This is a genomic window from Microbacterium sp. Marseille-Q6648 (assembly GCF_943181415.1).
Lineage (GTDB): Bacteria > Actinomycetota > Actinomycetes > Actinomycetales > Microbacteriaceae > Microbacterium.
The window spans coordinates 89,124-102,559 of sequence record NZ_CALPBZ010000003.1 but is presented as its reverse complement, the minus strand read 5'-3'; the positions used below and the strand labels follow the sequence as shown (position 1 = coordinate 102,559).

At 70.9% G+C, this 13,436-nt stretch carries 9 protein-coding genes; 6 read left to right on the top strand and 3 right to left on the bottom strand.

Annotated features, from left to right (window positions below; translation table 11 throughout):
* Positions 1-53: 53 nt before the first annotated feature.
* On the bottom strand, positions 54-3,839 hold the full coding sequence (locus NFR93_RS10705; protein WP_251453209.1) for a multifunctional oxoglutarate decarboxylase/oxoglutarate dehydrogenase thiamine pyrophosphate-binding subunit/dihydrolipoyllysine-residue succinyltransferase subunit: 3,786 nt from the start codon (positions 3,837-3,839) through the stop codon (positions 54-56).
* A gap of 174 nt (positions 3,840-4,013) precedes the next feature.
* Between NFR93_RS10705 and guaB1 the strand changes: the two genes are divergently transcribed.
* Positions 4,014-5,480 (top strand): GMP reductase, encoded by a 1,467-nt coding sequence (gene guaB1, locus NFR93_RS10700; RefSeq protein ID WP_251453208.1) that lies wholly within the window; start codon positions 4,014-4,016, stop codon positions 5,478-5,480.
* A 311-nt stretch (positions 5,481-5,791) separates the two neighbouring features.
* Here the strand turns inward: guaB1 and NFR93_RS10695 are convergent, their stop codons facing one another.
* Complete coding sequence (locus NFR93_RS10695; RefSeq protein WP_251453207.1) at positions 5,792-6,745, bottom strand: hypothetical protein; 954 nt, start codon at positions 6,743-6,745, stop codon at positions 5,792-5,794.
* 589 nt (positions 6,746-7,334) lie between these two features.
* Between NFR93_RS10695 and NFR93_RS10690 the strand changes: the two genes are divergently transcribed.
* Both NFR93_RS10690 and NFR93_RS10685 read left to right on the top strand, forming a co-directional pair.
* Complete coding sequence (locus NFR93_RS10690; RefSeq protein ID WP_251453206.1) at positions 7,335-8,669, top strand: hemolysin family protein; 1,335 nt, start codon at positions 7,335-7,337, stop codon at positions 8,667-8,669.
* Positions 8,666-9,763, top strand: a complete 1,098-nt coding sequence (locus NFR93_RS10685) for a hemolysin family protein (protein WP_251453205.1) — start codon at positions 8,666-8,668, stop codon at positions 9,761-9,763. Before NFR93_RS10690 ends, NFR93_RS10685 begins: the two co-directional genes overlap by 4 nt.
* A 59-nt stretch (positions 9,764-9,822) precedes the next feature.
* Here the strand turns inward: NFR93_RS10685 and NFR93_RS10680 are convergent, their stop codons facing one another.
* Positions 9,823-10,899 (bottom strand): NADH:flavin oxidoreductase/NADH oxidase, encoded by a 1,077-nt coding sequence (locus NFR93_RS10680; protein WP_251453204.1) that lies wholly within the window; start codon positions 10,897-10,899, stop codon positions 9,823-9,825.
* A gap of 35 nt (positions 10,900-10,934) precedes the next feature.
* Between NFR93_RS10680 and NFR93_RS10675 the strand changes: the two genes are divergently transcribed.
* The 3 genes from NFR93_RS10675 to NFR93_RS10665 are packed head-to-tail and all read left to right on the top strand — an operon-like array spanning position 10,935 to position 13,386.
* On the top strand, positions 10,935-11,783 hold the full coding sequence (locus NFR93_RS10675; protein WP_251453203.1) for an ADP-dependent NAD(P)H-hydrate dehydratase: 849 nt from the start codon (positions 10,935-10,937) through the stop codon (positions 11,781-11,783).
* A gap of 9 nt (positions 11,784-11,792) precedes the next feature.
* Positions 11,793-13,031, top strand: coding sequence for a glycosyltransferase 87 family protein (locus NFR93_RS10670; RefSeq protein WP_251453202.1), 1,239 nt, complete (start codon positions 11,793-11,795; stop codon positions 13,029-13,031).
* A gap of 25 nt (positions 13,032-13,056) precedes the next feature.
* Entirely contained in the window at positions 13,057-13,386 is a 330-nt protein-coding gene (locus NFR93_RS10665; RefSeq protein ID WP_251453201.1) for a thiamine-binding protein, read from the top strand.
* Positions 13,387-13,436 lie beyond the last annotated feature (50 nt).

The following is a 13,436-nucleotide window of genomic DNA, read 5'->3' as shown; positions in this document are numbered from 1 at the left end:
GCGATGGCGGCGGAGCCGGAGCCCCGCCGCCATCGCGCTGTCGTGGTCCGAGATTACAGCGTGAGGGCCTTCTGCATGATGGTGGCCTGCTCCAGCGCGTGCACCTTGGGCGAGCCCGTGGCTGTGGACGCGGCAGCCGGGCGCGAGACGCGGCGGATCGTGCGCCCGTGCAGGTGCTTGACGACCTCGAGCGCGATGAACGGCCAGGCGCCCTGGTTCTCGGGCTCGTCCTGAACCCAGACCAGGTGTGCGTTCGGGTAGGTGTCGATCACGGCGTTGAGCTCGTCGATCGGCGCGGGGTAGAACTGCTCCACCCGGACCAGCGCGACCTCGGGGTTCGGGTTCTTCTCCAGCTCCGCCTTCAGATCCCAGTGAATCTTGCCGGAGTGCAGCAGCACCCGCTTCACCGCGTTCCTGTCGAGCGATCGCGTGTCATCGAGCACCGGCTGGAACCGGCCCTCGACGAAGTCCTCGACGGGGCTCGTCGCACCGCGCAGGCGCAGCATGGCCTTGGGCGTGAAGACGATGAGCGGTCGCCGCGGGCGCTGGTAGGCCTGACGGCGCAGCAGGTGGAAGTACGACGCGGGCGTGGAAGGACGCGCGACGGTCATGTTGTCCTGCGCGCACATCTGCAGGTATCGCTCGATGCGGGCCGAGGAGTGGTCCGGCCCCTGGCCTTCGTAGCCGTGGGGGAGCAGGAGCGTGAGGCTGGACTGCTGGCTCCACTTCTGTTCCGCGGAGGAGATGAACTCGTCCACCACCGACTGGGCGCCGTTGGCGAAGTCGCCGAACTGCGCCTCCCACAGCACGAGGGCGTCGGGCCGCTCGACCGAGTACCCGTACTCGAAGGCCATGGTCGCGTACTCGCTCAGCAGCGAGTCGTAGACCCAGAAGCGGCCCTGATCCTCGCTGAGGTTGGTGAGCGGGATCCACTCCTGGCCGTTCGCGCGATCGTGCAGCACCGAGTGGCGCTGCACGAAGGTGCCGCGCCGGGAGTCCTGCCCGGCGAGGCGGACGTTGGTCTTCTCGAGGAGGAGCGATCCGAACGCCAGCAGCTCGCCGAACGCCCAGTCGATACCGCCCTTACGGCTCATGTCATGCCGCTTGTCGAGCAGCTGCTGGAGCTTGGTGTGGACGGTGAAGCCCTCGGGCTTGTTGACGAAGGCGTCGCCGATGGCCTCGACGACGTCGCGGGACACGCCGGTGGTCTCGGGCTCGCCGACGGCGGGCTCGGCCGCGTCGTCGTCGGGCTCCACGACCGCCGACGCACCGGTCTCGGCGGCGTGCGTCTCGGCGAAGGCGATCTCGAGGCGGTCCTGGAAGTCGCGTTTGGCCTGCTCGTACTCTTCCTCGGTGATGTCGCCGCGACCGACGAGGGCCTCCGTGTAGAGCCGGCGCACCGATCGCTTCGCCTCGATGAGGTTGGTCATGAGCGGCTGCGTCATCGACGGGTCGTCGCCCTCGTTGTGACCGCGACGGCGGTAGCAGATCAGGTCGATCACGACATCGCGGTGGAAGCGCTCGCGGTAGGCGAAAGCCAGCTGCGCGACCCGGGTCACCGCTTCGGGGTCGTCGCCGTTGACGTGGAAGATCGGCGCCTGGATGGTCTTGGCGACATCGGTGGCGTACACCGACGAGCGGCCGTCCTGCGGCGTCGTGGTGAAGCCGACCTGGTTGTTGACCACCACGTGGACCGTGCCGCCGGTGCGGTAGCCGCGCAGCTGCGACATCTGGAGGGTCTCGACGACGACCCCCTGGCCGGCGAACGCGGCGTCGCCGTGCACCAGGACCGGCAGCCACGAGAACGAGCCGATCGGCATCCGATCCTGCTTGGCGCGCACGATCCCCTCGAGCACGCCGTCGACGGTCTCGAGGTGGGAGGGGTTGGCGGCGAGGTAGACCGGCAGCTCTTCGCCGCCGTCGGCGATGAAGGTGCCCTCGGTGCCGAGGTGGTACTTCACGTCGCCGGACCCGCTCTTCGATCCGATGGCGACGGATCCCTCGAACTCGCGGAAGACCTGTCCGTACGTCTTCCCGGCGATGTTGGTCAGCACGTTGAGGCGCCCGCGGTGGGCCATGCCGATCGCGGCGCCGTCGAGACCGGCCTCCGCTGCGCCCTGCAGGATCTCGTCGAGGAGCGGGATCAGCGATTCTCCGCCTTCCAGGCTGAATCGCTTCTGGCCCACGTACTTGGTCTGCAGGAAGGTCTCGAACGCCTCGGCCTGGTTGAGCTTCTCGAGGATCCGCAGCTGCTCGTCGTGGCTGGGCTTCTGGTACTTGACCTCGACGTTCTGCTGGAACCAGGCGCGCTGGCCCGGGTCCTGGATGTGCATGTACTCGATGCCGATCGTGCGGCAGTACGAGTCGCGCAGGACGCCCAGGATGTCGCGCAGCTTCATCAGGCGCTTGCCCCCGAACCCGCCGGTGACGAATTCGCGGTCGAGGTCCCAGAACGACAGGCCGTGGTTCTCGATCTCGAGGTCGGGATGCGTCCGCTGCATGTACTCCAGCGGATCGGTGTCGGCCATCAGGTGCCCGCGGACGCGGAACGAGTTGATGAGCTCCTGGACGCGAGCGGTCTTGTCGACGCGCTCTGCCAGATCGACGTTGATGTCGTTGGCCCAGTGGATCGGGGCGTACGGAATGCGCAGCGCCGAGAAGATGTCGTCGTAGAAGCCGCGCTCGCCGATGAGGAGCTCGTGGACCTTCTTGAGGAACTCGCCCGAGCCCGCACCCTGGATGACGCGGTGGTCGTAGGTGCTGGTGAGGGTGATCGTCTTGCCGATCGCCAGCTCGTGCAGGGTCTTGTCGCTCGCGCCCTGGAACTCCGCCGGGTACTCCAGCGCCCCCGCTCCGACGATGCAGCCCTGCCCCTTCATGAGACGGGGCACGGAGTGGACCGTGCCGATGCCGCCGGGGTTGGTCAGCGAGATGGTCGTGCCCTGGAAGTCCGTGGCGGTCAGCTTGCCGCCGCGGGCGCGGGTGACGAGATCCTCGTACGCGGCGAGGTACTCGCCGAAGCTGAGCGTGTCGGCGCGCTTGATGCTGGGGACCATGAGCGCCCGGGTGCCGTCGGGCTTCGGGAGGTCGATGGCGATGCCCAGGTTCACGTGGGCCGGTGCCACGACGGACGGCTTGCCGTCCATCTCGGCGTAGAAGACGTTCTGGCTCGGGAACTCCTTGAGCGCCCGGATGATCGCCCACCCGATGAGGTGGGTGAAGCTCACCTTGCCGCCGCGCGTGCGCGACATGTGGTTGTTGACCACGATGCGGTTGTCGATCATGAGCTTCGCCGGGACGGTGCGAACGCTCGTCGCGGTGGGCACCGTGAGCGACTCGTCCATGTTCGCCGCGAGGGCCTTCGTCATGCCCTTGAGGACCGTGACCTTGTCCTCCGCGGCCTCCTCGGACGTCGGCGGAGCGACCTTGGGCGCCTGCGCGGGGATGGGCTGCGGCGACGCCGGGCGCGCCGTCGTTCGAGCCACGGGCTGCGAGCCGTTGCCGTTCCCGTTGGGATCGGTCGTCGGGGCGGATGCCGGGGCGGCCCCGGCTGCGGGGGCGGCCGCCGCGGGCGCGTCAGCGGCGGGCACTGCGGGCATCCGCGTCGCCGGCGCCGCGGCGCTGGGCTTCGCGGCCTCGGACGCGGGCTGCGTCGGAGCCGACGGCACGCGCGAAGCCGACGAGTCCACCGGGTGGTAGGACTCGAGGATCGGCCACCACGCCTTGTCGACGGAGTTCTTGTCTTTCTGGAACTGCTCGTACAACTCGTCGACGAGCCACTCGTTCGCTCCGAACTCGCCTTCGTTCGAAACCCCGACGCCCGTCACCTGGCTCGACACGCTCGATCGCCTGCTTTCATCGGTGAAGATCAAGAAAGTGCGGGGCGCTTCGCGCCGGCACGCACGAAGGTTAAGCGTATCCCAGACTGCGTCTCGGGGTTTCGGAAACGCGGGGCCGCGAGCCGTCGGATCGCCATCATCATCCGTGGGGGAAAGAATCACTAATCTTGATGGGTGGAGTTCTACGGAGAGCGGCCCGTCGTCGACCTGACCTACTCGGACGTCTTCCTGGTGCCGCGACGCTCCGGCGTCGCCAGCCGCCTGGACGTCGACCTGTCGCCTCGAGACGGCACGGCGGCGACGATCCCGCTGGTCTCGGCGAACATGAACTCGGTCACCGGGGCGCGGCTCGCCGCCACCCTCGCCCGACGCGGCGGACTCGGCGTGCTGCCGCAGGACATGCCCCTCCAAGAGCTCGATGCGGCCATCCGATGGGTCAAGTCCCAGCCCGTCACATGGGACACCGCCCTCGTGCTTCCTCCCGAGGCGACGGTGGCCGACGCCGCCCGCCTCCTGCCCGCCACGGAGGGGCACGGCATCGTCGTCGCCGACGCGTCGCACGCACCCGCCGAGGGCATCGCCGTCGACGACATCCTCGGCATCGTCCCCGCGCTGCGCCTCGGCACAGCACTCCCCGACGCCCGCCTCGGGGATCTCGCCCGCGGCAGGTCGGCCTCGATCGACGCCGACGACGTCGACAGTGCGCGCACGGCATTCGACCTCATCGTCGCCACCGGCGCCGACACCGTGTGCGTGCTCCACCGCGGCCACCTCGTCGGCACGCTCTCGCGCCGCAGCGCCCTGCGCTCCACCCTCTACCGGCCCGCGGTCGACGCGTCGGGTCGCCTCATCGTCGCCGCTGCGGTCGGGATCAACGGCGATGTCGCGGCCAAGGCGACCGCGCTCGCCGCGGCCGGCGTCGATGTCCTCGTGGTCGACACCGCGCACGGTCACCAGGAGGGGATGCTGCGCGCGCTCCAGGCCGTCGCCGGCGCGGGCCTGGACATACCCGTCGCCGCGGGCAACATCGTCACCGCCGACGGCGTCGACGACCTCGTGGCCGCCGGGGCCGGCATCCTCAAGGTCGGTGTGGGCCCGGGCGCGATGTGCACGACCCGCATGATGACGGCTGTCGGGCGTCCCCAGTTCTCCGCCGTCCTCGAGACCGCCGAGGCCGCGCGCGGCCATGGTGCGCACGTCTGGGCGGACGGGGGAGTCCGCTACCCCCGCGACGTCGCTCTGGCCCTGGCGGCGGGTGCGGCATCCGTCATGATCGGGTCGTGGTTCGCCGGAACCATCGAAGCTCCCGGCGAGCTGCAGCTCGACGCGGACGGCCGGGCATACAAGGAGTCGTGGGGGATGGCCTCGACGAAGGCGGTGCACGACCGGTTCGGGCGCCTCGACCCGTACGAGCTGGCCCGCAAAGAGCTGTTCGCCGAGGGGATCTCGTCGTCGCGCATCTACCTCGACCCGCTGCGCCCCGGCATCGAGGACCTGATCGACATGATCACCTCGGGCGTCCGCTCGTCGTTCACCTACGCCGGGGCCGCGTCCGTGCCCGAGTTCCGCGAGCGCGCCCGCGTCGGACTTCAGTCGGCCGCCGGCTACGAGGAGGGGAAGGCGCTCCCCGTCAGCTGGTGACCCGTGGCGGTTTCACACCGGCGCGGCACATCGCGGCATCCGCGGTATCGATCGGCGCCGCGGATGCCGCAACCTGGCGCGGCAGTGTGGCGAACGCGTCGGAAGGTGGCGCGGATGCCGCAAACGTGGCGCGGCCATGTGGTGAACGCGTCGGAAGGTGGCGCGGATGCCGCGAGCTGGCGCGGATGGGCGACGAACGTCGGAAGGTGGCGCGGCCATGTGGTGAACGCGTCGGAAGGTGGCGCGGATGCCGCGACCTGGCGCGGACACCGCGATCTGCCGCGGGAGGGCGACGGCGGCGTCGAGGGTGGCTACGGACGGGGGAGAGAACTGGGCAGGCCGTCCGAGGTCAGGATGTCGTAGAGGCGTCGCGGGTGGTCGGCGTCGGCCGGCTCCCAGCGCGAGAAGCCGCGCACCTCGCGGCGAATCTCGTTCTCGCGGTTCTTCTCGTCGATGACGATCTCGGCCGCCGTGCGGTCCGTGCCGAACTGCGGGCTCAGGTACTTCCCCCTTCCGTCGAGCTCGCACCAGTGGTCGTGCTCGGGGAAGTAGAAGTCCCCGAAGACGAGGCGGCCGCTCCGGAGGACCCGGCGCTCCTGCTGGCGGGGGCGCGGGAAGCCGAGCCGGACGAGCACAACGAGGCTCTGCGACTCGCGGGGGTTCTCCGACCGGCCACCGGCGAACCCGATGGCGCGGAGCGCGCGAGGGTCGCGTCGATGTCCGGGGCCGTCCAGCCGGGCCAGGATGTCGTCGCGCGTGGTCAGCCGACCGCCGTCGCGGTCCTGCCAGATCGCCTGGTCCACGACCGCGACGCCCTGAGCGAAAGGGAGCACACGCGCGAGATCGAGGGCCGTCTGCGCAGGCGTGGTGATGCGGTGTGCGCCGAGATCCACGGTGTGCGGCGTCACGGACGATGCGGGATGGCGCCGGATCAGTCCACTCGAACGCCCTCCCCGGGCGGGGGCGACGGTCACATCCACCGTCGACGGCCACGCGCCGAGGATGTCCATCCCCCAGACGGCAGCGGCGGCGAGATGCGAGACCACGGCACCGGGTCGCATGCGCCGGCACGCCTCGAGCACCCGGACCCGGTGTTGCTCGATCGGCGCCAGCCCGTCCCAGTCGCTCGAGACGGCGAACGATCCGGGCGCGATCTTCGCCCACGCGCCGGCCGCCAGAAGCGCACGGAGCCTTCGGTCGTCGATCGGATCGTCGCGCTCGCATCGGCGGATCACCTCGAGGGGAAGGGCGTCGTTCGGGGCCACCCCGACACTCTCGCCGCGACACGGCCGTGTTGTGCGCTCGGTGACCGGTCGGTGGGTGGTTGCCCCAGGCATCCCTCCTGGGGAGGAGCCGGCGTGCAAGGGCCGGAGGGCGGTCCCGTCACTCCGCCGCGGCACGTTCCGGCATCCGCTGTACCGATTGACGGCGCGGATGCCGCGACATGGCGCGGTGGTGTGGCGAACGTGTCGGAGGGTGGCGCGGATGCCGCGAGGTGGCGCGGTGGTGGGGCGAACGTGTCGGACCGCGGCACGTTCCGGCATCCGCTGTATCGACCGGTGGCGCGGATGCCGCGAGGTGGTGCGGTGGTGGGGCGAACGTGTCGGACCGCGGCCCGTTCCGGCATCCGCTGTATCGGAAGGTGGCGCGGATGCCGCAACCTGGCGCGGATGCCGCGACATGGCGCGGTAGGGCGACAGGGACCCCGGGTCGGACCAAGCGGGCTCTCGGGACAGGGCCCACGGCCGCGCGCGAGGCCGCCTGCCGTACACTGTTTCGCACGATGGACGACCCTCCCAGTTGCAGACGCTCGCCCCACCGACCCTCCTCCCGTGTGATCGGGGGTGACGTGTGATGGATTACGTCATGTTGGGCGTGGGGCTTCTGCTCACGATCGGCACCGGCCTGTTCGTCGCCAGCGAGTTCGCGCTGGTGAACCTGGACCGGGCCGACCTGGAATCGCGGATGGCCGCGGGCGAATCGCGGCTGTCCCTCACCATCAGCGCGCTGCGCATCACCTCGACCCACCTCTCGAGCGCGCAGCTGGGCATCACCCTGACCACGCTCCTCACCGGCTACACGATGGAGCCGGCCATCTCGAACCTGCTGCGTCCGGTGTTCGAGGGGTGGGGGATGCCGACAGGGCTGGTTTCTCCGGTGTCGGCCGTCATCGGCATCACCGTCGCCACGATCTTCTCGATGATCCTGGGCGAACTCGTGCCCAAGAACTTCGCCCTCGCGGTGCCCCGCCAGACCGCCAAGCTCGTCATGCCCTTCCAGGTCGCGTTCACCACCGTCTTCCGCCCCGCCATCTCGGTGCTCAACGGCAGCGCCAACGGCGTGCTGCGGGCGATGGGCGTCGAGCCTAAGGAGGAGCTCTCTGGCGCCCGCACGGCCGAGGAGCTGTCGAGCCTGGTCCGCCGCTCCGCCAGCGCGGGCGTTCTGGAGAAGGACACCGCGTCGCTGCTCGATCGCAGCCTCACGTTCTCACGCCTCACCGCCGCCGATGTCATGACGCCGCGCCCGAGCGTGCACGCGCTCGCCGCGTCCGACAGCGCCGAGGACGTCATCCAGCTCGCACGGCGCACCGGACACAGCCGGTTCCCCGTCTACGACGAGTCGATGGACGACATAACCGGCATCGTCCACCTCAAAGCCGCCGTCAGTGTTCCCCGCAACCGTCGCGCCGACGTTCCGGCCGGAGCCCTCGCGACCGAGCCTCTGCGGTTCCCCGAGGCGGTCCACCTCGACTCGCTCATGGAGGAGCTGCGCGCTCGCGGCTACCAGATGGCGGTCGTCGTCGACGAGTACGGCGGGACCGCAGGCGTGGTGACGCTCGAAGACCTCGTCGAGGAGATCGTCGGCGAGGTGCTCGACGAGCACGACCGGCGTCGCGCGGGAATCGTGCGCGCGCAGGACAGCGTGCTGTTCCCCGGCGACCTGCGCCCGGACGAGGTGCGCGACCGCACCGGCATCCGCATCCCCGAAGACGAGGTGTACGACACGGTGGGCGGATTCGTCATGAGCGTGCTCGAGCGCATCCCCGTGGTGGGCGACACCGTCGAGATCGAGGACGGCACCATCGAAGTCCAGCGCATGGACGGTCGCCGCGTCGACCGCGTCCGATTCACTCCGACGATGGTGCACCAGGACGACGCGGCCGCCGCTCAGAAGGGGGGTGCGCGATGAACGATTGGGCAGGACTGGCCTGGCTGTTCGTGCTCCTCGTCGCGAACGCATTCTTCGTCGGCGCCGAGTTCGCCGTGATCTCGGCTCGCCGATCTCAGATCGAGCCCCTGGCGGAACGGGGGATGAAGTCGGCCAAGACGGCGCTGTACGCCATGGAGCACGCCACGCTCATGCTCGCGACCTCGCAGCTGGGCATCACGATCTGCTCGCTGCTGATCCTGAACGTCTCGGAGCCGGCGATCCACCACCTGCTCGCCGAGCCGCTCAAGCTGACCGGACTCGGCGAGGGAGCGGTCGACACGATCGCCTTCGTCATCGCGCTGCTGATCGTGTCGTACCTGCACGTGGTGTTCGGCGAGATGGTGCCGAAGAACCTGGCGTTCTCGCTCCCCGACCGCTCGGTGCTCATGCTCGCCACGCCGCTGGTATGGGTGTCGAAGCTGTTCCACCCGGTGATCGTGACGCTCAACTGGATCGCGAACCACATCGTCCGTCTGTTCCGCGTGGAGCCGAAGGATGAGGCCGCGTCGACGTTCACCCTCGAAGAGGTGGCGACGATCGTGAACCAGTCTCGCATCGAGGGCGTGCTGGACGACAGCGCCGGAACGGTGGCGGCGGTGATGGAGTTCACCGACAAGAAGGCGGCCGACATCGCCGTGCCGCTCGCCGACCTGGTGACCCTGCCCGCCACGACCACGCCGCACCGCATCGAGCGCGCCGTCGCGAAGCACGGCTTCTCGCGGTACGTGATCGTCGACGACGAGGGCCTCCCAGCCGGTTACGTCCACCTGAAGGACGTGCTGCGCGCGGCGGAGGACCCGGATGCCGATGCGGCGGCCGCGGCGGGAAGCGGTGGCGCGCCGGTCGAGCCGGTGTGGTCGCGTCGCATCGCCGCCAAGCGCATCCACCACATGGTGCCCGTGCAGGAGACGACCGACCTCGAGGACGCGCTTGCGCTCATGCGCCGCGCCGGCCGGCACCTCGCGCAGGTGCGCGACGAGACCGGCCGGGTCACGGCGGTGCTGTTCCTCGAGGACATCCTCGAGGAGCTCGTCGGCGAGGTGCAGGACGCCACCCGACGCGGTCTGCGCTGAGGAGGACACAGAGCCCAAGACACCAGGGGGTGCGCCCGATCGGGCGCACCCCCTGGTGCTCAGCTGCGGGCGTGCGGCCGCGCCCGGACGTACTGCGCCGGCCAGTAGTCGATGTCGTGGCCGAGCTCCCACGCCGCCCGCAACGCGTAGTGCGGGTCGCGCAGCCACTCGCGCCCGGCCATGACGGCGTCGGCGGCGCCGTCGGCCAGGACCGCCTCGGCCTGTGCGGCGTCGTCGATCATCCCCACGGCGTTGACGAGCGCCCCGGTGGTGCGGCGTACGTGGGCGGCGAGCGGGACCTGGTAGCCCGGACCCACCGTGATCGACTGGTGCGCGACGAGCCCGCCGCTGGAGATGTCGAAGAGGTCGGCGCCGCGCTCGGCGGCCCAGGCGGCGACCGTGGCCACCTTGTCGACGCTCAGCCCGCCGTCGGCCCAGTCTGTGGCCGAGAAGCGCACGAAGACCGCGGTGTCGGGCGCGGCATCCCGGATCGCCGTCACGACGCGCAGCAGCAGGCGCGCGCGGCCTTCGAGCTCACCGCCGTACTCGTCGTCGCGTCGGTTCGACAGCGGCGAGAGGAACTGGTGCAGCAGATACCCGTGCGCGGCGTGCACCTCGAGGACGTCGAAGCCGGCCGCGACGGCGCGGACGGCCGCGTCGGCGAAGGCCGACACGGTGCGCTCGATGCCGGGGGTGTCCAAGGCGACCGGATCGGCGAACCCGTCGAACGCCACCGCCGACGGGGCGACGGTCGTCCACCCGCCCCGGTCGTGCGGCACCGACCCGCGTCGCCCGGTGAGCGGCGACCACGTCGACGCCTTGCGTCCGGCATGCGCGAGCTGCACCCCCGCGAGGGCTCCGCGCGCGTGGACGGCGGCGACGATCGGACTCCACGCGTCGCGCTGGGCGTCGTTCCACAGGCCCGTGTCCTCGGGCGAGATCCGTCCCTCGGGAGTGACCGCGGTCGCCTCGGCGATGACGATGCCCGCGCCACCGGACGCGAACTGCGCCAGATGCGTGTGGTGCCACTCCTGCGGCACGCCGTCGACGGCGCTGTACTGGCACATCGGCGCCACCCACAGCCGGTTCCGGGCGGTGATCCCGCGGATGGACAGGGGTTCGAACAGCAGGCTCATCGTGTGGTGTCGCTCCTGACGGATAGGGTGGCGCCATGCCGGTGACATGGACGGCGGCGGACGCCTTGGGTGTCCTGCGGGTGCCAACCGCCGCCGACGACAAGTATTCCCGCGGTGTCGTCGGGATGCGCACGGGGTCCGATCGGTACCCCGGGGCGGCGGTGCTGGGCGTCGAGGCGGCGTGGCGCACCGGCATCGGCATGGTGCGCTACGTCGGCGACGATCGCCCCACCGCGCTGGTCCTCGCGGCACGCCCCGAAACCGTCGCCGCGGCGGGTCGGGTGCAGGCGTGGGTGATCGGCTCGGGTACGGACCCGTCCGATCGATCGGATGCCGAGACCGCGGCGCTGCGCGAAGTGCTGTCGGGGGATCATCCCGTCGTCGTGGACGCCGGCGCCCTCGACCTGGTCCACGGAGCCGCCGCTCGGCTGGTGGTGACCCCGCACGCCCGTGAGCACGACCGTCTGCGAAGCCTGCTGCGGCTGGCGCCGGTCGCCGAGCTCACCGATGTCGAGGCCCGTTCGGCCGCCGCAGCCGAGACGGCGCGCGCCCTCGGCGGCGTCGTCGTGCTCAAGGGCTCGCCGACGATCGTCGCCGCCCCCGACGGGTGGTGTGCGCAGGTCGGCTCGGGCACGCCGTGGTTGGCGACGGCGGGCACGGGCGATGTGCTGGCGGGCGCCATCGGGGCCGTGGTGGCGGCGACCGCCGAACACGGCGCGCCCCTGGCCCACGCGGTCGCGACGGGCGTCTGGCTGCACGGGCGTGCGGCCTCGCTCGCCGCCGGCGACCTCGGAGCCGCCGGCGGGCCCATCACGGCGATGGATGTGGCCGCCGCCCTGCCCCACGCTGTCGCCGGCGCGGTCGCATCGGCCGCGCGCACCTAGCATGGGACCGTGTCGAAGCGGGCGTGGTCGTGGGTCGCGTTCGTCGTCGTCCATGTGCTGCTGATCGCGGGGGAGTTCGTCTTCGGCAAAGCCGCATCGTGGGATGTGGATCAGATGTACCGGTGGTGGGCCGACACCGTCATCGTGGGTGCCGGCGTGCCCGGAGTCACCCAGGAGTGGGTGTACCCGGCCTTCGCTCTCGTGCCGATGCTTCTCGCGCGCGTCATCCCGTTCGTCGACTACACCCTGTCGTGGGGACTGCTGGTCACCGCCGTCGACGCGCTCGCGTTCGCCATGCTCCTGGGCCGGGGCCGATCGCGAGGCCGCCTGGCCGCAGCCTGGTTCTGGCTGGCCGGTGCGGCCGCGCTCGGCGGTGTGGGGATGTTCCGACTCGACGCGCTCACCGTGCCGGCGGGGATCGCCGGCGGACTGTGGCTGGTGGGACGCCCGTGGCTGGGCGCCGGGCTCCTGGCCGCCGCCGCGTGGCTCAAGGTGTGGCCCGCCGCCATGCTGGTGGCCGCTTTCGTCGCGGTCCGCCGGCGCTGGGCGGTGGTCGGGGGAGCGGTGGGCGTCTCGCTCGTGATAATGCTGGCGGTCATCGCGCTCGGCGGCGGCGCGTATCTGTTTTCGTTCGTCGGCGACCAGACCGCACGGGGGCTCCAGATCGAAGCCCCCGTCAGCACGGTGTACCTCTGGCTCGCCGTCCTCGGAGATCCCGACGCGTGGGTCTACTACGACCAGGACATGATCACGTTCCAGGTCACAGGCCCTGGGGTCGACACCGTGATCGCGGCGATGACGCCGCTCATGGCCGTCGCGATGGCGGTCATCGCCGGGGTGGGGGCCGTCGCCGCGTGGCGGGCCGCGGGGTTCGTCCGCCTCTTCCCGATGCTGTCACTGGCCCTCGTGCTGGCGTTCGTCGTCCTCAACAAGGTGGGGTCGCCGCAGTACATGACGTGGCTCATCCCGCCCGTGGTGGTCGGCCTGGTCGTCGATCGCCGGCGGTGGCGGACACCGGCGATCGTGGTCGCCGTGCTGCTGGCGACGACGCAGGTGATCTTCCCCTGGTTCTACGACGCTCTGCTCGCGCTTTCGCCGGCGATGGTCGTCGTCCTGACGCTGCGCAACGCGGCCCTGGCCGCCCTGCTGCTGTGGGCCGTCGTCCGCCTCGTCGGCGTCGCCCGCGCCGGCGCGCGCCGGTCTGCGCGCCGCCTTCGTCCTTCCCTCGTCGACCCCTCGACACCCTGATCCGCACCTACCACTGGAGGGTTCCATGCTCGTCGCCTTCTCCGTCGCTCCCAGCGGCACCGGCCGTTCGGACGGCTCGGTCCACGACGCCGTCGCCGCCGCTGTGCGCATCGTCCGCGACAGCGGACTGCCGCACCGCACCACCTCGATGTTCACCGAGATCGAGGGGGAGTGGGACGAGGTCTTCGACGTCGTCCGCCGCGCCACCGAGGCGGTCATGCCCTTCGGGTCCCGAGTCTCGCTCGTGCTGAAGGCTGACATCCGGCCCGGCTACACCGGCGAACTGGAAGCGAAGATCGACCGGCTCGAGTCGGCCCTCGGCGAGGGTGCGGTCGACGAGGCCGATCCGGCGTGAGGCGCGGTCGCGGCATCCGAATCGATTCGACGGATGCCGCGCCGCGCGCT